The sequence below is a fragment of the Phocaeicola acetigenes genome (assembly GCF_027529745.1).
Taxonomy (GTDB): Bacteria; Bacteroidota; Bacteroidia; order Bacteroidales; family Bacteroidaceae; genus Phocaeicola; species Phocaeicola acetigenes.
On sequence record NZ_JAPZVM010000010.1, the window covers coordinates 64,679 to 85,355 of the forward strand.

Below are 20,677 nucleotides of genomic sequence, written 5' to 3' on the forward strand. Positions count from 1 at the left end.
GCATATAATACAAAACATTTATCTTTGCAACGCTTTCTAAGGAAAGTGAATTTAATGTTTGGACTATGGTGTAATGGTAGCACAACAGGTTTTGGTTCTGTTTGTCCAGGTTCGAATCCTGGTAGTCCAACGCTGAAAGCTCTGAATTTTTTTTCAGAGCTTTTCTTTTTATATACTCTGTGCTATTTATTCTCCCCACAGCATCTCCGATTCATTTCAACTCTCTACTATCCAGATTTTACAACTTCACTGTGTAGATTCTTTCACCTATTCTGTAGAAAAACTCTACAATACTTTTCCTGTATACCTTGTTAAAACCCATTAAAACCCCTATTCCCGTTTGGCCTGAAATTTGAACTATTGTTTTATGCTAAAGATAAAACATTATGAAGACAATTTTCAGAATCAAGATTTTGCTTGCTATACTGATTAGTCTCTGCTATCAGCCATTGCTTGCACAGAACAAGGAAATCAAAGGAATTGTAACTTCCGCAGAAGACGGTGAGCCGCTTATCGGTGCTACAATCTCTGTAAAAGGTAACGAAGCACAAGGTGTAGTAACCGACATTGAAGGGAAATATATACTTCAAATCCCGAATTCGGACTGTACACTGGTAGTTGCATACCTAGGAATGAAAACCCAAGAACTGAAAGCCCCCAGCAGCGGCATATTAAACATCAGCCTGGAAGCTGAATCCATGAATTTGGACGAAGTGGTAGTAACCGGATACGGGAACTTCTCCAAATCCTCCTTTACCGGTTCGGCAAATACACTCCGCGCAGATATGATGAAGAACGTTCCTGTAATGACCGTGGAACAAAAGCTGCAAGGTATGACTACCGGTGTCAATATTACCAGCAGTTCCGGACAACCGGGTGCCAATCAAAGTATCCGTATCCGTGGTATGGGTTCTTTCAATGCTTCACAAGAACCTTTATTTGTAATCGACGGAGTTCCTGTAACATCAGGTAGCCTCAGTACTGGAGGGGCTGATGCAGCTTATATGAATAACTCCAAAACCAATATCATGAGTACACTGAACCCGTCGGATATTGAGAATATTACCGTCATCAAGGATGCAGCGGCAGCTTCACTCTACGGTTCACGAGCAGCCAATGGAGTAATTCTTATCACTACCAAACAGGGAAAAGCAGGACGAACTCAAGTTTCACTGAACATTGCCGGAGGTTTTTCGGATGCTGCTGTCGACTTCAGACCGACTTTAAGCGGTGACCAGCGATACGAACTACTATACGAAGGCTTGTACAACTATGCACTCGACAAACAAATGAAATCGCCTTCGGAATATGCCGGACAGGAAATAGGCAAATACGCTTATGTTCCTGAACTGGGATATACCGACTGGAGGAAAGAACTGCTCCGCACAGCCATACATCAAAATTACGAAGCTTCTGTTTCGGGAGGAAACGAACGCACTACTTTCTATGCTTCATTAGGTTATAACAGTCAGGAAGGGTTGGCAAAAAATTCCAGCCTCGACCGCTATTCAGCACGATTGAATATGTCGCAGAAAGTAGGAAAATACGGAGAAGTAGGAGCTAACGTAATGTTTACTCAGATGAATCAGGAAATGAACGAAGAACGAGGTTCTTCCATCAATCCATTCCTTGATGTAGCCATGCTCATGAACCCCTCCATGACTGTAAGAGACAAAGACGGGAATTATGTAGGAGCTTATCCCGGCACAACATTGAATCCTTTACGGGATATCCTTACCGACTATAACCGTACACGCATGACCCGTATGTTTTCTACAGGTTATGCCAGCATCGAACCCCTCAAAGGACTGAAACTAAAAGAAACTTTAAGTTACGACTATACCATTCAGAAGGATTCACGATACTTCAACCCACTGAGTGCCGCCGGCCCTAAAAGCGGAAGCGATGCACAGACTTCCAAAGGATTTATTGAATACGGAAAACTGATTTCTTCTACTTCGCTGAACTATGTACATACGTTCAACTATAAACATCATCTGGATGTACTGGCAGCATACGAAATAGAAAGTTATCAGACAGATAAAGCTTCAGGAGAGCGTTCTCGCCTTCCGTCGAACAGCAATCTGGTAGAACCGGACAATGCTTCTGTATTGAACAGCTTTATTTCGTCTACCCAGGCATACAGAATGCTATCGTATCTCTCTCGTCTGAATTACGATTACGACGACCGTTACTACATTGCCGGAAGTTTCCGTCGGGACGGAAGCTCACGTTTGTCACCCAAAAACCGTTGGGGCAATTTCTGGTCTGTATCCGGTATGTGGCATTTAAGCAACGAATCGTTTATGAAACCAATCAAACACATTCTAAGTGATGTGAAAATCAGAGCTTCTTATGGTGTAAACGGAAATCAACCCGGTTCTTTATACGGATACATGGGATTATACACCTACGGCCAAAGTTATATGGGTGGATTTGGTTCTTATGAATCGTCGCTGGCTAATCCGAATCTGAAATGGGAAAAGAACTACAATCTGAATATCGGACTGGATTTAGCCTTCCTTAGCCGTATTTTCCTGAGCATAGAATATTATAACCGAGATACCAAAGACTTGCTTTACAGTCTTCCTATCAGTGCCACAACCGGATTTACCAATTATCTGAGTAATGTAGGGCAACTGAATAACAAAGGAGTAGAGCTTGAACTACGTACCATCAACTTTGCAACTCCACATTTCAACTGGAGTACCGTCCTTAATTTAAGCCATAACTCAAATAAGATTATTTCCTTGAACGGCCAATTGGAACAATCTATCGAAGGCACCTGGTTCATACACAAGGTAGGATTGCCATATCACACATTTTATGTGAAAGAGTTTGCCGGTGTAGATCCTCAAAACGGAGATGCACTCTATTACACCAATACTCTGAATAAAGACGGTTCTTACAGCAGAGAAATCACCAACGATATCAGCAAGGCACAAGCTATCCCATACAAGTCTGTGAATCCTAAGATATCGGGCGGTCTGACCAACATATTAAATTATAAGCAACTGGATTTAAGTTTTACACTTACTTATTCACTGGGAGGATATTCGTTCGACAAACTGGGAACTTACATTGAAAACGGAACAACCAACATATACACTTCGAAGTATAATCTTCCTGCTTATGCTATGGACCGTTGGCAGAAACCCGGCGACCAGACAGATGTTCCCCGCTTTGTTTACAACCAGTCGGCAAGCGACAACAATTCCTCACGCTATATCCACAGCACCGACCATTTGCGTCTCAAGAACCTGACTTTGGGATATACTCTACCTCGAGAGTGGACCAGAAAAGTAATGGTAAATAAAGCCCGTTTCTATTTCTCGGGAAGCAACCTGCTGACCTGGGCAAAATGGAAACAATACGATCCGGAAACTCCTGTCAACGGAGAGGTATTCTGTGAGGCACCTCCCATGCGTACTTTTAGCTTTGGTGTACAACTGACTTTCTAAACTCTATTTTAATACTGAATGTTATGAAAAAATTTTATACTTATATACTCATTCTGATGACTCTCGGAAGTTCCTCTTGCTCCGAGAGTTGGCTCGACTTAGACCCGTCGACTTCTATCCAAACTCCGGAGGCTATCCGGACATTGGAGGATGCACAAAGTGCCTTGAACGGAATTTATCGTCTGGCTTCTGCCCACAGCTACTATGGGGATAACTACCTGTATTATGGAGATTGCAGGGCAGAAGATGTACAGGCCCGCGAAAGCAAAGGAGCCGGACGACGTGTATCTCCTTATTATGAATACAATGTACTGGCAAGTGATAACTTCAACATTACCCTGGTATGGAATCAGGCTTACAAAGTAATACGCCAGACCAATAATCTATTGTATTATATCGAACAGGGAAATGTAAAGACCAGTGATACCCAATCGCTAAACCGTATCAAATCGGAAGCATTGGCCATGCGCGGACTGGCTTTATACGACCTGACACGTCTTTTCGGTATGCCTTACAGTTACGATAACGGCGCTTCGCTTGGAGTACCTATCGAAACGACTATCACCGACCAGACTCATCAGCCAAAGCGGAATACAGTAGCAGAATGTTATAAACAAGTGATTGAAGACCTCAGCAACTCATTGTCCGGATTGAGCACAGAAAAAGCAGACGGATTCTTAAATTACTGGGCCGTACAAGGTCTGCTCTCCAGAGTATATCTGAATAAAGGAGATAACGAATCCGCTTATACAGCTGCTACCGATGTTATTGAAAACAGCAAACAACTTTATCAACTGTACTCGTACGAAGAGTATCCTAATGTATGGGGCAAAGACTTCCAGTCGGAATCATTATTCGAATTTTATTTTTCACTCACAGAACCTTCCGGCGGATCGGGAGGAGAAGGTGCTCCCATGGTGTATGCCAACGAAGCCAAAGTAGACTGGAACAATCTGATACTGACAAAAGCTTATCTGGATTTACTGAACGAAGATCCGAATGACATCCGGCACTGTCTGACACAAGCTTCCGTCATTTCCAACAATGAAGGTCTTCCTGAAGCTGCCCGTTCGGAAAAAGTCTATCTGACTAAATACCCGGGAAAAAGCGGCGACCCAAGAGACAATAACCTCTGTATTGTACGCTTATCCGAAATCTATCTGAATGCAGCAGAAGCAAGTTTCAAGCTGGGTGGAGATAAATCCTCCAAAGGCAGAGAGTATCTTAACGAAATCGTAAGCCGTCGTACCAATCCGGCAAAGACTGTAGAAGCAGCAGAATTTACATTGGAAAGAATCTTGAAAGAACGACGCAAAGAACTGGTAGGAGAGGGGTTGGCTCTTTACGACTATACCCGAAATAAACTGACCATCAAGCGGGAAGGCGGATGGCATCTGAACACAATCAAGGATGCACAAGCCAACAGTATTGCTCCCAACGATTTGCGTCTGGCATTGCCTATTCCACAAACGGAAATAGATGCAAACCCTAATATGCAGCAGAATCCACGATAAGATATTGTTGAAAGGTGATGACTGTATAATAAAGTTTTCATTCTGGGCCGGCTTCGGATATGAAGTCGGCTTTTTTTATGCCATACAAGAAAAGAAGTAAATTGCAATCTACTTGTATGCAAAATAAAGAAGAGCAGATAGCTGTAGCTTCATCTGCTGCCATAAACAACAAAGTGTAATCCGCGCCGTCGGCTGTACGGCCAGCGACGCGGATTACAAAACCAACGACGACGATTGTACATCCGACGTCGTCGATTATAGAAAAAGACAAATATAACAAACAATTTTTACTGGAGCAGACAAAGACTTTTACTCCAAAAACATACCTCTTTTTCTTTCTATAAGCAGATTACTTTACATTCTCATCAACCCATACATGAGTAATTTCCACTACATACATTTTATGGAAATTACCATGTCCTTCGCCATACCAGCGATCTATCAGTTCTTTATCGAAAAACAGTTCAGGCTTAATCATATCGGCATACAGCTTTTTACATTCAAAGACAAGACGGGCCTGTTCGAATGTTACATTGCCTTCTTCTGTAATATAAGGTTTCAATCCGGTTGCTGTTACCTTATCCACATTTCTTCCCGACTGAAATCCACAAACCTTGTGAATATCTTTGTGTGCTTCTCCCAAGAAGGACAAAGTCAGCGTATCCTGCTGTTCTATAAATTCATAAGTATAACGCTCCGGACGGATAAAAACAAAAGCTACCGGCTTGTTCCATAACCATCCTGTACCACCCCAGCTTGCTGTCATGGTGTTAAACTTTTCCGGTGTTCCGGCTGTCACCAGCATCCACTCTTTTCCTATTGTCTGAAACAGATTATCTGTCAGTTCCGTTGCTTTTATTTCTTTCATATCTTCAGTATTTGTGTTAAAAACTAACTTACAAAAGTAAGAAAAATAACGTATCTTTGCCTTGTTAATAGAAAGGTATAATCAAAAAAAAGAAAGGACTTGACTGTGGCAAAAGATACTGATGTTGTATTGACTCCTATGATGAAACAATACTTCGACCTGAAAGCCAAGCATCCGGATGCAATCATGTTGTTCCGGTGTGGTGACTTTTACGAAACTTACTCGGAAGATGCAGTAGCAGCTGCCGATATCTTAGGAATCACACTGACTAAACGTGCCAACGGACAAAGCAAAACAGTGGAAATGGCAGGATTTCCACATCATGCACTCGATACATATTTACCCAAACTGATTCGTGCCGGAAGAAGAGTAGCCATCTGCGACCAGCTGGAAGACCCGAAAACCACCAAGAAACTGGTGAAAAGAGGTATTACCGAACTGGTTACACCGGGAGTAGCTATCAGCGACAATGTCTTGTCGTACAAGGAGAACAACTTCCTTGCGGCTGTACACTTCGGGAAAACCGCATGTGGAGTAGCATTTCTTGACATCTCTACCGGAGAGTTCATGACAGCCGAAGGTCCTACCGATTATATAGACAAACTTCTGAATAATTTCGGCCCGAAAGAGATATTGTTCGAACGGGGAAAGAAACCAATGTTCGAAGGAAATTTCGGCAACAAATTCTTCACATTCGAACTGGATGACTGGATTTTTACCGAGACTTCTGCACGCGAAAAACTGTTGAAGCACTTCGAGACCAAGAATCTGAAGGGATTTGGAGTAGAACAGTTGAAAAACGGTATCATTGCTTCTGGAGCTATTCTCCAGTATCTGGATATGACGCAGCATTACCAGATAGGACATATCACTTCACTTTCCAGAATAGAAGAAGACTCTTATGTACGTCTGGATAAGTTTACTGTACGCAGTCTGGAACTGATTGGAAGTATGAACGAAGGAGGCACAAGCCTGCTCGATGTCATCGACCATACCATCAGCCCTATGGGAGCGCGTATGCTGAAACGGTGGGTTGTATTTCCCCTGAAAGATGTAAAGCCTATCAACGAACGGTTGGATGTAGTAGAGTATTTCTTCCGCGAACCGGAGTTCAAGGATTTTATTGAAGAAAAAATGCATCTGATAGGCGACTTGGAACGTATCATTTCGAAAGCTGCAGTAGGACGTATTTCTCCGCGCGAGGTGGTACAGCTTAAGATCGCACTCCAAGCCATAGAGCCGATAAAAAATGCCTGCCTGAATGCGGATAACGAAAGCCTTCGCCGCATTGGGGAGCACCTGAATCTGTGTACTTCCATCCGCGACCGGATTGCCAAAGAGATAAAGAACGATCCGCCTTTACTGATTAACAAGGGGGGAGTTATTGCAGACGGGGTAGACGAGGAGTTGGACGAATTGCGCCGCATCTCTTATTCCGGAAAGGACTATTTGCTTCAGATACAGCAACGGGAAATAGAACAGACAGGTATTCCCAGCTTGAAAATAGCATACAACAATGTATTCGGTTATTACATAGAGGTACGTAACACTCATAAAGACAAGGTCCCTGCAGAATGGATTCGTAAGCAGACTTTGGTGAATGCAGAGCGTTACATTACCCAGGAACTGAAGGAGTACGAAGAAAAAATATTAGGAGCGGAAGATAAAATACTAATCCTTGAAAACCGCCTCTATACAGATCTGGTCATGGCATTGGCAGAATTTGTTCCAGCCATCCAGATTAATGCTAATCAGATAGCACGGTTGGACTGTCTGCTTTCATTTGCCAGTGTGGCAAAAGCTAACAAATATATACGTCCGGTAGTAGCCGATGACGATATACTGGATATTCATCAGGGAAGACATCCGGTAATCGAGAAGCAATTGCCTTTAGGAGAGAAATACATTGCCAACGATGTATATCTTGACACAGAAGAGCAGCAGATAATCATTATTACGGGTCCGAATATGGCCGGTAAATCGGCTTTACTCCGACAGACGGCTCTGATTACATTAATGGCACAGATTGGCTGCTTTGTTCCTGCGGAAAGTGCTCACATCGGACTGGTCGACAAAATCTTCACCCGTGTAGGGGCCAGCGACAATATCTCGGTGGGAGAGTCTACTTTCATGGTAGAGATGAACGAAGCTGCGGATATTCTCAACAATCTGTCACCACGTAGTCTGGTGCTTTTCGACGAATTGGGTCGCGGTACCTCTACTTACGACGGTATTTCCATTGCCTGGGCCATCGTAGAGCATATACACGAGCATAAGAAAGCACGTGCCCGTACACTTTTTGCTACTCACTACCACGAGCTGAACGATATGGAGCAAAGTTTCAAGCGTATCAAAAACTACAACGTATCTGTCAAGGAGGTAGACAACAGAGTAATTTTCTTACGTAAGTTGGAAAGAGGAGGTAGCGAGCATTCTTTTGGTATCCATGTAGCCAAAATGGCCGGAATGCCGAAATCGATTGTCAAACGTGCCGATGAAATTCTTCACCAACTTGAAACAGAGAACCGTCAGGAAGGAATACAGTCAGGCAAGCCGAAAATGGAAGTAAAAAAGACACATTCCGACGGTGTGCAGCTTAGCTTCTTCCAATTGGACGACCCGGTACTCTGTCAGATACGCGACGAGATACTTCATTTGGATGTAAATAATCTGACACCACTCGAAGCACTGAATAAGCTGAATGATATAAAGAAAATCGTCAAGGGGAAATAATTCTTCCCTTGACGATTTTTTTATTTTCTGACAAGTATTATTTAAATGATCTTTTTTCACAGAAGACACTATAAATAAGAAGACCTAATACTTTCACTTATCTGATTAACCCGAAATTAAACACGTAATAAAGAATATTCCTATACAAAAAAGAATCATTGATAAATATTGCTTGAAATGCTTATATAAAAAAAGTCCCCTAAGAAATTCTTAGAGGACTTTTTCAAGCGGTGCGTACGGGACTCGAACCCGTGACCCCATGCGTGACAGGCATGTATTCTAACCAACTGAACTAACGCACCATTAAGTTTTTTGTTTTTATCGTTGCTTTCTCTCTCGATTGCGGTGCAAAGGTAGTGCTTTTTTTTAATCCTGCAAAACTTTCCCAAACTTTTTTCTAAAAAAATGATGTTTTTTTCTCTCTATCCAATAGAACAAAAATGTAAAAAAACATGTAATATACTCATTATAAGCAAGAAAAATAAATTCACATCAAAAATTTATTTTTCGGTTCCCAACAATAAAAAATGGAAGAAAAGAGAAATTTATAGCATGAAGTTATCTCACTTTTATAAAAAAACGGACTACTTTCGGTAAAAGCAGTCCGTTTCACTTACCCAATATGTGATATCATCATTTAAATTCGTTTGTATCCGTATACAGCCAAATCTCCTAATTCTTCTTCAATACGGAGTAATTGATTATATTTAGCCATACGGTCTGAACGACTCAACGAACCAGTCTTAATCTGTCCACTATTAGTTGCTACAGCAATATCAGCAATAGTAGCATCTTCAGTTTCTCCAGAACGGTGAGAGGTTACGGTAGTGTATCCATGACGATGTGCCATCTCAATTGCATCAAGTGTCTCGCTTAATGAACCAATCTGATTTACCTTAATCAGAATAGAATTTGCGCATCCGGTAGCAATACCTTTCGACAAGAAATCCACATTTGTCACAAACAAATCATCTCCAACCAACTGACAACGGTTACCGATACGCTCTGTCAACTTCTTCCAACCTTCCCAGTCGTTTTCACTCATACCATCTTCTATAGAATCGATAGGATATTTGTTTATCAACTCTTCCAGATAGTCTATCTGTTCATCGGAAGTACGTTTCTTTCCATGTTCTCCTTCAAAAATAGTATAGTCGTATACTCCATCCTTATAAAATTCAGAAGATGCACAGTCCATACCAATCATCACATCTTTTCCCGGCTCATATCCGGCTGCCTTAATCGCAGAAAGAATGGATTCAAGTGCATCTTCGGTGCCATTCAAAGCAGGAGCAAAACCTCCTTCATCGCCTACAGCTGTACTAAGTCCACGGTCGTGCAATACTTTTTTCAGAGCATGAAAGACCTCAGCTCCCATACGTAAGCCTTCACGGAAAGAAGGAGCACCTACCGGACGAATCATAAATTCCTGAAAGGCAATAGGAGCATCACTATGAGAACCTCCATTGATAATATTCATCATTGGTACCGGCATCACAAATGTATTTACTCCACCTATATAACGATATAAAGGAATATTCAAATAATTGGCAGCAGCTCTTGCAACAGCAAGTGATACACCTAAAATGGCATTGGCACCTAATTTAGACTTTGTTTTGGTACCATCCAGTTCTAACATTTTCTTGTCAATAGCCCGCTGTTCCAATACAGACCATCCTTCCAAAGCAGGAGCAATAATCTTATTCACGTTTTCAACAGCTTTCAACACCCCTTTTCCACCGTAACGATTGGCATCTTTATCGCGAAGTTCCAAGGCTTCATGTTCACCAGTCGATGCACCAGAAGGAACAGAAGCTCTGCCCACAATTCCTGATTCTAACTTCACTTCTACCTCTACAGTTGGATTGCCACGAGAGTCCAAAATCTCACGACCTATAATAGCTTTAATTTTCATATCATTTACATTTAATTTAAACAATCATTTATCGATATTGCAAAGATGATAAGTTCTGACACACAGATCAATACCTTAAAATAGGTATTTTATTCCTTCTCTTTTTATAGAAAAGAAAAGAGCCTGGCTTCAAAAGAGAAACCAGACTCTTCTTATCTGCTCTGAACAAAACAAGAACTGTACTTTCTCTTATTCTATCCAGAAAACCTACCACTTATTAATAGTTATTCTTCTTTACTTCGAAAAATGCCTGAGGATGCAAGCAAGCCGGACAGATTTCAGGAGCTTCAGTACCTTCGTACAAGTATCCACAGTTACGGCACTGCCATACTACTTCAGTATCTTTCTTGAATACTTTTCCTTCTTCAATATTCTTCACGAAAGCCAAATATCTTTCTTCATGACCTTTTTCTGCCACAGCGATTTCGCGATACATTTTTGCAATAGCAGGAAAACCTTCTTCATCTGCAATATCTGCAAATTTCGGATAATCCAAAGACCATTCTTCATTTTCACCAGCAGCTGCTGCTTTCAAGTTTTCAAGAGTAGTGCCAATCACGCCAGCAGGATAGCTTGCAGTAATTTCTACCATTCCTCCTTCAAGCCATTTAAACATACGCTTTGCATGTTCTTTTTCCTGATCTGCTGTTTCAGCAAAAATAGCTGAAATCTGTTCGTAACCTTCTTTCTTTGCTACGCTTGAAAAATATGTATAACGCATTCTTGCCTGTGATTCACCTGCAAACGAAACCATCAAATTCTTTTCAGTTTTTGTTCCTTTAATACTTTTTCCCATAGTCGTAAAGTTTTAGTTATTAATTTTATTTCTTGACACAAAGGTAATGCTTTTATTCAAATTTGTAATAATTACAATCTTATATTTAATATATATTAACAAAGGATGTTCTTGTAGTAATATTTAATATTACCTATTGAAGAAAAAACATCTGAAAACCAGTAAAAGTTCTATGTTTTATATACTTTTGCACTAATTTTTATATTTAATAACATTTAAGAAAATCATGAAAGGAATTGAGTTTAACCCCAAGTTATTCTCCACACTTAAGAATTACACAAAGGCAGATTTCAGCACAGACCTCATGGCAGGTATTATTGTGGGAATTGTAGCATTACCATTAGCCATTGCTTTCGGTATTGCCTCAGGAGTAAGTCCGGAGAAAGGAATCATTACTGCTATTGTAGCAGGTTTCATTATTTCATTTTTAGGAGGAAGCAAAGTACAGATTGGAGGTCCTACAGGTGCTTTCATTGTTATCATTTATGGTATCATCCAGCAATACGGAATCGAAGGATTGATGGTAGCCACTATGATGGCAGGAGTTCTCCTTATATTATTAGGAGTATTCAAGCTCGGTACTGTCATCAAATTTATTCCTTATCCTATTATTGTAGGCTTTACCAGCGGTATCGCAGTAACGATTTTCACCACTCAGATTGCCGATATATTTGGTTTAAAATTTGGCGATGAAAAAATACCAGGAGATTTCATCGGAAAATGGATTCTTTATTTCCACCATTTTGATACAGTCAACTGGTGGAATGTAGCAGTCAGTCTGGTTAGTATTATCATCATAGCCATCACTCCAAAATTTTCCAAAAAGATTCCAGGCTCACTGGTAGCCATCATCTTTGTTACACTCGGAGTATACGCTCTGAAAATGTATGGAGGCATTACCTGTATTGATACAATCGGCGATCGTTTTAGTATTAAAGCACAACTACCAGCTGCAGCTATTCCAGCTTTAGACTGGGAAGCAATTAAAAATCTGTTTCCTGTAGCAATCACAATTGCTGTATTAGGAGCCATCGAATCCCTGCTGTCTGCTGCTGTGGCCGATGGAGTCATTGGCGACCGTCACGACTCAAATACAGAACTCATTGCACAAGGAGCAGCTAATATCATTTCACCGATATTCGGAGGAATTCCAGCAACCGGAGCTATCGCACGTACGATGACCAATATCAACAACGGAGGCCGTTCTCCTATTGCCGGTATTGTACATGCTGTTGTATTACTACTTATTCTGTTGTTCCTTATGCCACTGGCACAATATATTCCTATGGCATGTCTGGCAGGAGTACTGGTGATTGTTTCTTATAACATGAGTGGCTGGAGAGTGTTTAAAGGACTGTTGAAAAACCCAAAATCGGATGTCACTGTCCTGTTGATTACTTTCTTCCTGACCGTAATCTTCGATTTGACAGTCGCTATTGAAGTAGGATTGGTTATTGCCTGCGTACTGTTTATGAAGCGTGTAATGGAAACCACTCAAATTTCTGTTATCACCGACGAAATAGATCCGAACAAAGAATCTGATTTAAAAGTAAGCGAAGAACATCTGATTATCCCGAAAGGAGTAGAAGTATACGAAATAAACGGTCCTTACTTCTTTGGTATTGCTACCAAGTTTGAGGAAATCATGGCACGCTTGGGAGACCGTCCTACCATCCGTATCATCCGTATGCGAAAAGTTCCTTTTATCGATTCTACCGGAATCCATAACCTGACTACCCTGTGTAAAATGTCACAGAAGGAAAATATTCACATCATTCTGTCGGGAGTAAACGACAATGTACACAAGGTATTGGAAAAATCGGGCTTCTACGAGCTGTTGGGTAAAGAAAACATTTGCAGTAACATCAACGAAGCGCTGGAAGTAGCGAATAAAGAAATAGCCGAACTATCACGGTAGTACGGCTACCTCTTATTTATTTAATAACCCTTAATGAATAATATCCATTTATTAAAACATGTTACAAAACATACTTTTCTTGTAGATTTATTTGCAGAATATCAGAAAAGCCGTACCTTTGCATCGTGTTTTTCATAGTATTAGATTTAAGGTTAACAAAGGTTGGAGTACAGCGGTACTCCTTTTTTTATGCCCATACCTCTGATACTATATTTCAAACAGTAACACACTATACTTACCGAATACAAAAAAGCTATCCCAAATTTTACTTTGAGATAGCTCATCTATCAGATTTTCTTGTTGAAATCTTTATCAGAAACCGATTTTATCTTCTTCCTTTAATAGGAAGCAGTAGCATAAAGTCCGGCTTCCTGCAACAAAGACACAATACGGTCTAACTCTTCATGAGTCGCTTTTTGCAGTAGTTGATCGGGAGTTTCCCTGTCTATCGTATAAATCATTACCTGACGAGGAGCAATCTCCTTTACCACCTTTATCCATTCCATTACAAAATCATCCGTTGTATTATCTACGCTCCTTCCGTCCTCTGTCGTCCCTTTCATAAACATAGTCTGTACAATCAGATTTCCCTTGAATGCCTTCATTCCTTCAATAATACGCTTTACATCGTAATGACCAGTAGGACGGTCTACCATACGGATATACTCTTCGTTGACAGTATCAAGTTTTAGAATATTATTGTCTACCTTATTCAGTGCCGCAAACACTTCCGGTTTATGAATAAATGTAGAATTACTCAACACACTTACTTTTGCATCTGGAAAATATTTATTACGCAACTCCAATGTATCTTCTATAATCTCCGGAAAATGAGGATGCGCGGTAGGTTCTCCATTTCCTGCAAATGTCAATACATTAGGAATAACTCCTTCTTCCTGCATCTTTTTCAAACGGCTTTCCAATGCTTCACGCACCTCTTCCCGTGTAGGAAGCTTACGCGTAGGACGATGATCTTTATTATATCCGCATTCACAATAAATGCAGTCGAATGTACAAAACTTCCCATCGGAAGGAAGCAGATTTATACCCAATGATATACCTAATCTGCGACTATGTATCGGCCCGAAAATGGGAGAGGGATAAATTACTGTTGCCATAATTTACTAAGTTGATTTATTCACAAAATACAATGGAAAAGTCGGACAAACCATGAATTACAGTCTACGCCTCGACTATCCTTGTCTTTTCCGAACAAAGATAGTGAATAAATCTCCACAGTATTCAGAACACCCACAAAAAGAGCCCACCTCAGAATAAACCTGAAAAGACCTTTGTTTTTTATTTTATCTTAAGCTATTACAAAATTACAAGGACGACATTCATCATCATATGTATCCATAATTCTATTCACTGGTTCCAATCAACGACGTCGGCTGCATAATCGCCCACGTAGAATATACAGCCAACAACGCCAACTCTATATTCAACACCGTCGATTACAGTATCCGACATTTATCATCATCTGTTTATTCCTGCCACATCATCTTTCTGTTGAAAAAAGACAATTTCCAATTTAGTTTCTATTTCTATTCGGATTTGAATAAAAGTATAATTTATACTGCATCCTTAGAGTATTTCAAACGTTTCTGATACAGGAAATATCCGGTCTTTCCACAAATTTCTTTTCATTATATCAGAAAGTCCATCCTAAACGGATATTAGGTTCTACAGAAAAATAACATTTATTTTCTCTCTGTTCCATTGTATCCCATTGTGTCATTATTTCATCGGTTACCAAATTAACAAATGTGTTTTCCATCTTTTTTATTTTCAATGAACTGACAGAAAAACCAACTTCAGCTCCCACATAAAAACCTTTATACAAATAGCAGTCTGCTCCTACTAGTGCAGCCACTCTAAATCCAGCTTTAGCTTGTTGTTCCGATGATAAACTCCGCAAATCAATACTTCCTATACTTGACATTTTATCTTGTTCTACAAATGCATTAGAAACACCGACAGAATGAGACTTTCCATTATGCATCACTTCTCCTGTAGTCTCCGCAAAATGCCGTACCCATCCGGCTTCACCCCCAGCATAAAAATCAAAACGATTTCCCTGTATCATATGATATTCATAGCCTGCATTGAGTGTAAAATAGGTTTCTCGTGCTGTAAAAGAAGACTTTTGGGTCCCTTTTTCCAAACTTTCCTCAAAGGAATACTCCTCCTTGTTTGTCCCCCAATTTACATCCAATCTTAATGCATGTTTTTGATGTAAAAAATAACGGAACTTTATTCCGTCAAGAACAGATGTCTTTCCATAATCATCGAAAGGATTAACTCGAACTTCTGCACTGAAACTTCCCTTATCCGGAAGATTTTGTGCAATTAACGTCCCATTTCCCAATAGGACGAAAAACAATGCTATAGCGTACTTCTTCATCACTTATATTTTTAATAATCACAAAAGTATGAAAAGTAACACTAAAAGTATCCCTATATTTATCAGAATTTTATCCGAAGCTGAAACTGCAAATCCGCTTTATTATTCCCCATAATTTCTTCCGGTCCTGAACTAATCCGATTACGGTCTGTATAATGCGTCCATCCCCATTTGCCCTGTATCATTAACCAATTATTACAGTCATATCGTAAATTCACAGCCAGACGAGTACCTTTTCCATAAAACGAATTCATGGAAAAAGCATACAATAGTCCGGGTTCATACATATAAATACGAGAGTTATAGTCATCTGTACGAAACCATGCCCCACTGACCGATGCCCGAAACGGAAAACCGGTAAATCCAACTTTCGCACTTCCCCCTATCATCAGTCCGTTGGAATATTCTCTTTTATAATAAGAAGTACGGATATATTCGGCCATGGTTTTAAACACGGTCTGTTTATTGAGTGAATAAGACAGTTGATAATGCAGACGATGACGCATATAAGGCAATACAAACTTTGTTTTTTGAGAAGAAGTATAGTTTTGAGCCTTATTTTTATAGCTATACTTTATTAACATTGACAGTGAATTAATCGGTGAATAGCTTATCTGTATTCTTTCTTCTATTCCTATTGTTTTTTCCTTATCTACCCGATAACGATAATAGGGAAAATAAAAGAAATCGGTATAATACAAGAGCCTTATCCTATTTAATAACTTAGTTTCCAAACCAATATAAATACCCGTTTCATTCTGTATACGAGAATTCTCTCCAAAAGCATTAGCATATAAGGCCTGATAACGTTTGTCAAAATACCTGTTCATAAGTAGAAAAGTTGTATTGACAGTCGGTGAATAACTTAATATATTAATTGTAGCAATCTTTCCCTGCCTGTCTACTGCCGTTTCTCCCGAAAAGACCATCCGACGGAAAAAGAATTTATAGTTGACTCCTGCATTAAAGAAATCTTTTCCACGAGGATAGTACCGGTTGTATTTACGATAATCGGGATTCAACACCTTATCAAATATATTATAAACAACTGTTAATCCAAATTCAACATGCTTTCCATTGTAAGATAAGTTACTGCCAGCCAAATGATTACTTACAGTATTCATCTTTTCTACATCCTTCCTCAACCGATGATATCCATCGGTTTTCAACGAGGTTATAAACATGTTTTCCACATTTGCATCTTGCTTTCTAAAGGAATAAAAAGCCGAAATATTCCATCTTTCAGACAAACGATAAGTAGCTCCAGCCCCTTGAAGATAATTGTATTCACCTATGGAAGTATATTTGGATAATCCCCTTCCCATCCGGTTCATTGTATAAAGAGAAGCAGACTTTCCCATACTAAATGCCTGGTTAATTACCAGTCCATATCCAAAGCTGACACGATAGTGTCCCAATGCTATCGCTTTCCACCTTTTCACATCTTGTAAAAACAGATAACCTGAATAAAAATCATAGCCTTTCTTATTAAACAAGCGAAAGAAAGGTTCTCCGGCATCTTTCTCAGCCGTCAGTCCGGCAAACAATTGCTGACGATACCGGAAGCGGTAACGAATATTGTTGTATATTGGATCTCCATAATACCTTTTATTAGGTAACTTTTCCAAAATCTCCGGATCATAATCAGCATATCCTGCTTTTTTATTCAACGGAATATCCACACGTGTGAATAACTCCTGTTTATTATATTTCCAAATATTCCTCCAACGTAATTTACTCTTTTCATCTTCTGCTTCGCCTACATATACACACTTTTCCAACAAACGCCTTGTTTGCCAGTCCATTCCTTCTATACCAAACAATTCTTTTTTACTCACCATCGGGCCATATTTATAAAGATAATATAAGATGTTTTCAATTAACTTATCAGACAAGAAAGGCAATTGCTCCAATTGCTCTTTGGTAATTGTATTGATATTGAACGGATGTTCTATTAATTCAGACATTTCTTCGTAGCGTTCCTGCCAGTAAACTATATCTTGTTCATCGGCAACCTGCTCCTCCCATTCTACCCACGTTTGTGCAGAGATATTCACTCCTGTATAACTAATTAATACACAAACAATAAAATACTTTATCCACATTGTTATTTACAAGTTTTTCACAGCTATATTCATTCTATATATCGAATAAATCTGTATTTTTGCGTATATGAAACATCGTATTTACATACTTCTGTTTCTGCTTCTTGCTTGTATCTTAAAAACCAGCGCACAGCAGAATATACGGCAATCCGAAAAAGGGTATATGCTTCCTGTCTGTGTATATCAAGGAGATACAATACCTTATATAACGCTAAGAAATGTGTATATATACCCCAGAATAAAGTTTAAAAGCAAAAAACAAGAAAGATATTACTGGAAACTGGTACGCGATGTAAAGAAAACGCTTCCTCTTGCAAAAGAAATAAGACGGGCAGTTGTGGAAACTTATGAGTATATGGAAACTCTTCCCGATAATAAATCACGTGAACGTCATATAAAAGCCGTAGAAAAAGGATTGAAGGAGCAATATACGGCACGTATGAAAAAACTTACCTTTTCGCAGGGCAAACTACTCATCAAACTGGTCAACCGAGAATGCAATCAATCCTCTTACCAATTGGTTAAAGCTTTTATGGGACCATTCAAAGCTGGATTCTACCAGACTTTCGCAGCACTCTTCGGAGCAAGCCTGAAAAAAGAATATCATCCGGAAGACGATGATAAGTTAATAGAAAGAATAGCTGTCCTTGTAGAAAACGGACAGCTATAATATATTGCAAAACAATAAATTAACAAGTTATTAATAGGTTATAAACAAGTTTGTTTAAGCTGTATCAACTTGTTGGCAAACTCCCACAGCACAATTCCCGTAGTAACTGATACATTCAATGAATGTTTGGTTCCATATTGAGGTATCTCGATACAGCCGTCACACATATCCACTACCTCCTGCTGTACACCTTTCACCTCATTACCCATTACGATAGCATATTTTTTTCCAGGTTCTAATACTAGTTTATCCAGCATTGTACTACCGGCACACTGTTCAATAGCCAATACAGTATACCCTTCTTCATGAAGTTCATTCACAGCATCTTGTGTACGTTTGCAATACTTCCAATCTACCGTATATTCAGCTCCAAGTGCTGTTTTATGCATTTCCGGATGAGGAGGAACAGCAGTAATACCACATAAATATATCTTATTGACCAAGAAAGCATCAGAAGTACGGAATACAGCTCCAATATTGTGTAAACTACGTATTTCATCCAATACTACTACCAATGGAAGTTTTTCCGCTTCCTTAAATTCTTCTACCGTCAGACGGTTCATTTCTGTTACTTTCAGCTTTCTTAATTCAGACATACATGTATTATGGTTATTTATTTTCCACAAAGATAGAAACTATCTTCATAACCTTGTTAAAAACGGTTGAAAAGGTGTATAAAACCAATTCAAATAAAATCATAAAAACTTCTTGCATACTTAAAAGAAGCAATTATAGAATACAAGAAACGAACAAACCAAAAAACTTAATAAAAAGTTTCATTATCAGTTTAAACATATTTTTTATACAAAAATAAGCAGTTAACAAAGGGAAAGTTTTTAACTTTGCATTCTATCAACAAATTGTTAATAGAATAAGTAAGTCAGCTATTATCAATAAATAAGCCTGTTGATTTGCTGATAATAGGATAAACCCAAATATTCATAATTCAAAAAACAAAGAAAATAGCCTTATTTTTAATAACACTATTAACGGGCTATTATTAGCATCATAAATTCCTTTTTAAAAGAAGAAAAAATATAATCTTATTATGAATAAAGAAGAATGGTTGAAAAGAGGGTATGTCACTGAACCGATACCTCAGTCGGTAGATCTGAAAGCGGAAATAAAGAAACTGTGTAAAGAAAAGAATGCCGTCATCTTGGGACACTTCTACCAATCTGACGAAATTCAGGAGATAGCCGATTTTATAGGAGATAGTCTGGCATTGGCACAATGGGCTGCTAAAACAGACGCAGACATTATAGTAATGTGTGGTGTTTATTTTATGGGTGAAACGGCCAAAATATTGTGCCCGGATAAAAAAGTGCTGATACCTGATTTAAACACCGGATGTTCGTTGGCCGACAGTTGTCCTGCTGAAGAGTTTACAAAGTTTGTTAATGCTCATCCGGGACATACGGTAGTTTCTTATGTAAATACCAGTGCAGCAGTAAAAGCAGTAACTGATGTGGTAGTCACTTCTACAAATGCTAAACAGATTGTAGAAAGTCTTCCAAAAGATGAAAAGATTATCTTTGGTCCAGACCGTAATCTGGGAAATTACATCAACTCTATTGCAGGTCGAAATATGCTGCTTTGGAATGGAGCCTGTCATGTACACGAAAAGTTCTCTATAGAAAAGATTATAGAATTGAAAAAGCAATATCCGGAAGCACAAATATTGGTTCATCCCGAATGTAAAGGAGCATTGGCTAAAATGGCTGATAAGGTAGGATCTACAGCCGGATTGTTGAAGTTTGCAATGGCAAGCGATAAAAAAGACTTTATCGTAGCTACTGAAAGTGGTATTTTATACGAAATGAGAAAACAGTGTCCGGAAAAGAATTTTATTCCGGCTCCTCCAGAAGACAGTACTTGTGCTTGCAATGAGTGTAATTTTATGCGCTTGAATACATTGGAAAAACTGTATAATACCTTAAAATATGAATGGCCGGAAGTACAAGTAGAAAAAGCAGTTGCAGAGAAGGCTATTCTTCCTATTCAAAGAATGTTGGATATTTCTAAAAAGTTAGGTTTGTAAATTTTTTATACTGTATTTATATTACAATATGGTTTTATGATGTGTATACATTATAAAACCATATTTTTTTATAGATATATGTTGACGTTATATAATAGGTTTTATACTTTATATATTGTACACAAATATAAGTAATATAGTTACAGAAAGATGGTAGAGTGTTTATATTAATTTAAAGTATAATTGTTATATAAATAGTAAATAAAGTATTATTTATCTCTATAAATCTGTATTTTGTAAGAAAAATAT

The 20,677-nt window shown here is 39.0% G+C and carries 13 protein-coding genes and 2 tRNA genes; 7 read left to right on the forward strand and 8 right to left on the reverse strand.

From position 1 onward, the window contains the following. The first annotated feature begins 59 nt into the window (after nt 1–59). The 3 genes from O6P32_RS11155 to O6P32_RS11165 all read left to right on the forward strand — a co-directional run bounded on the left by O6P32_RS11155 (nt 60) and on the right by O6P32_RS11165 (nt 4,975). Nucleotides 60–130, forward strand: a tRNA-Gln gene (locus tag O6P32_RS11155). Nucleotides 131–386: 256 nt separating this feature from the next. Further along, nucleotides 387–3,461 (forward strand): SusC/RagA family TonB-linked outer membrane protein, encoded by a 3,075-nt coding sequence (locus tag O6P32_RS11160; RefSeq protein ID WP_405371365.1) that lies wholly within the window; start codon nt 387–389, stop codon nt 3,459–3,461. Nucleotides 3,462–3,484: 23 nt separating this feature from the next. Beyond that, a complete protein-coding gene (locus tag O6P32_RS11165) occupies nt 3,485–4,975 on the forward strand; it encodes a RagB/SusD family nutrient uptake outer membrane protein (protein WP_269878574.1) in 1,491 nt (496 codons plus the stop codon). Nucleotides 4,976–5,324: 349 nt separating this feature from the next. Here the strand turns inward: O6P32_RS11165 and O6P32_RS11170 are convergent, their stop codons facing one another. Continuing rightward, a complete protein-coding gene (locus O6P32_RS11170; protein ID WP_269878575.1) occupies nt 5,325–5,843 on the reverse strand; it encodes a flavin reductase family protein in 519 nt (172 codons plus the stop codon). A 138-nt stretch (nt 5,844–5,981) separates the two neighbouring features. Between O6P32_RS11170 and mutS the strand changes: the two genes are divergently transcribed. Beyond that, entirely contained in the window at nt 5,982–8,576 is a 2,595-nt protein-coding gene (gene mutS, locus O6P32_RS11175) for a DNA mismatch repair protein MutS (protein ID WP_269878619.1), read from the forward strand. Between the two features lie 228 nt (nt 8,577–8,804). Here mutS and O6P32_RS11180 read toward each other — a convergent pair. From O6P32_RS11180 to rbr, 3 genes are all read right to left on the reverse strand, one after another. Then, a tRNA-Asp gene (locus tag O6P32_RS11180) sits at nt 8,805–8,878 on the reverse strand. 335 nt (nt 8,879–9,213) lie between these two features. Then, nucleotides 9,214–10,491, reverse strand: coding sequence for a phosphopyruvate hydratase (gene eno / locus O6P32_RS11185; RefSeq protein ID WP_269878576.1), 1,278 nt, complete (start codon nt 10,489–10,491; stop codon nt 9,214–9,216). 217 nt (nt 10,492–10,708) lie between these two features. Further along, nucleotides 10,709–11,287 (reverse strand): rubrerythrin, encoded by a 579-nt coding sequence (gene rbr, locus O6P32_RS11190; protein WP_269878577.1) that lies wholly within the window; start codon nt 11,285–11,287, stop codon nt 10,709–10,711. 226 nt (nt 11,288–11,513) lie between these two features. Between rbr and O6P32_RS11195 the strand changes: the two genes are divergently transcribed. After that, nucleotides 11,514–13,205: a SulP family inorganic anion transporter gene (locus O6P32_RS11195; RefSeq protein WP_269878578.1), complete on the forward strand. Its 1,692-nt coding sequence runs from the start codon at nt 11,514–11,516 to the stop codon at nt 13,203–13,205. Between the two features lie 338 nt (nt 13,206–13,543). On the opposite strand, the gene O6P32_RS11200 is transcribed toward O6P32_RS11195, so the two are convergent. From O6P32_RS11200 to O6P32_RS11210, 3 genes are all read right to left on the reverse strand, one after another. Beyond that, nucleotides 13,544–14,323: a radical SAM protein gene (locus tag O6P32_RS11200; RefSeq protein ID WP_269878579.1), complete on the reverse strand. Its 780-nt coding sequence runs from the start codon at nt 14,321–14,323 to the stop codon at nt 13,544–13,546. A gap of 536 nt (nt 14,324–14,859) precedes the next feature. Continuing rightward, nucleotides 14,860–15,612, reverse strand: a complete 753-nt coding sequence (locus O6P32_RS11205; RefSeq protein WP_269878580.1) for an outer membrane beta-barrel protein — start codon at nt 15,610–15,612, stop codon at nt 14,860–14,862. Between the two features lie 62 nt (nt 15,613–15,674). Continuing rightward, complete coding sequence (locus O6P32_RS11210; RefSeq protein WP_269878581.1) at nt 15,675–17,717, reverse strand: helix-hairpin-helix domain-containing protein; 2,043 nt, start codon at nt 17,715–17,717, stop codon at nt 15,675–15,677. A gap of 67 nt (nt 17,718–17,784) precedes the next feature. Between O6P32_RS11210 and O6P32_RS11215 the strand changes: the two genes are divergently transcribed. After that, complete coding sequence (locus O6P32_RS11215) at nt 17,785–18,387, forward strand: DUF4294 domain-containing protein (RefSeq protein WP_408636067.1); 603 nt, start codon at nt 17,785–17,787, stop codon at nt 18,385–18,387. Nucleotides 18,388–18,425: 38 nt separating this feature from the next. On the opposite strand, the gene O6P32_RS11220 is transcribed toward O6P32_RS11215, so the two are convergent. Continuing rightward, the gene (locus O6P32_RS11220; RefSeq protein ID WP_178266321.1) at nt 18,426–18,983 is read right to left on the reverse strand and encodes an RNA methyltransferase; all 558 of its coding nucleotides are present in this window, start codon (nt 18,981–18,983) and stop codon (nt 18,426–18,428) included. A gap of 452 nt (nt 18,984–19,435) precedes the next feature. Here O6P32_RS11220 and nadA point away from each other — a divergent pair, with 452 nt between their 5' ends. Then, complete coding sequence (gene nadA / locus O6P32_RS11225; protein ID WP_269878583.1) at nt 19,436–20,428, forward strand: quinolinate synthase NadA; 993 nt, start codon at nt 19,436–19,438, stop codon at nt 20,426–20,428. Nucleotides 20,429–20,677 lie beyond the last annotated feature (249 nt).

What these genes read in the sequence shown, in the direction of transcription:
- nadA (WP_269878583.1), top strand. Translation starts at nt 19,436, where the DNA reads ATGAATAAAGAAGAATGGTTGAAAAGAGGGTATGTCACTGAACCGATA.
- rbr (WP_269878577.1), bottom strand. Translation starts at nt 11,287, where the DNA reads ATGGGAAAAAGTATTAAAGGAACAAAAACTGAAAAGAATTTGATGGTT.
- O6P32_RS11210 (WP_269878581.1), bottom strand. Translation starts at nt 17,717, where the DNA reads ATGTGGATAAAGTATTTTATTGTTTGTGTATTAATTAGTTATACAGGA.
- O6P32_RS11200 (WP_269878579.1), bottom strand. Translation starts at nt 14,323, where the DNA reads ATGGCAACAGTAATTTATCCCTCTCCCATTTTCGGGCCGATACATAGT.
- O6P32_RS11160 (WP_405371365.1), top strand. Translation starts at nt 387, where the DNA reads ATGAAGACAATTTTCAGAATCAAGATTTTGCTTGCTATACTGATTAGT.
- O6P32_RS11195 (WP_269878578.1), top strand. Translation starts at nt 11,514, where the DNA reads ATGAAAGGAATTGAGTTTAACCCCAAGTTATTCTCCACACTTAAGAAT.
- O6P32_RS11170 (WP_269878575.1), bottom strand. Translation starts at nt 5,843, where the DNA reads ATGAAAGAAATAAAAGCAACGGAACTGACAGATAATCTGTTTCAGACA.
- O6P32_RS11215 (WP_408636067.1), top strand. Translation starts at nt 17,785, where the DNA reads ATGAAACATCGTATTTACATACTTCTGTTTCTGCTTCTTGCTTGTATC.
- O6P32_RS11165 (WP_269878574.1), top strand. Translation starts at nt 3,485, where the DNA reads ATGAAAAAATTTTATACTTATATACTCATTCTGATGACTCTCGGAAGT.
- O6P32_RS11220 (WP_178266321.1), bottom strand. Translation starts at nt 18,983, where the DNA reads ATGTCTGAATTAAGAAAGCTGAAAGTAACAGAAATGAACCGTCTGACG.
- eno (WP_269878576.1), bottom strand. Translation starts at nt 10,491, where the DNA reads ATGAAAATTAAAGCTATTATAGGTCGTGAGATTTTGGACTCTCGTGGC.
- O6P32_RS11205 (WP_269878580.1), bottom strand. Translation starts at nt 15,612, where the DNA reads ATGAAGAAGTACGCTATAGCATTGTTTTTCGTCCTATTGGGAAATGGG.
- mutS (WP_269878619.1), top strand. Translation starts at nt 5,982, where the DNA reads ATGATGAAACAATACTTCGACCTGAAAGCCAAGCATCCGGATGCAATC.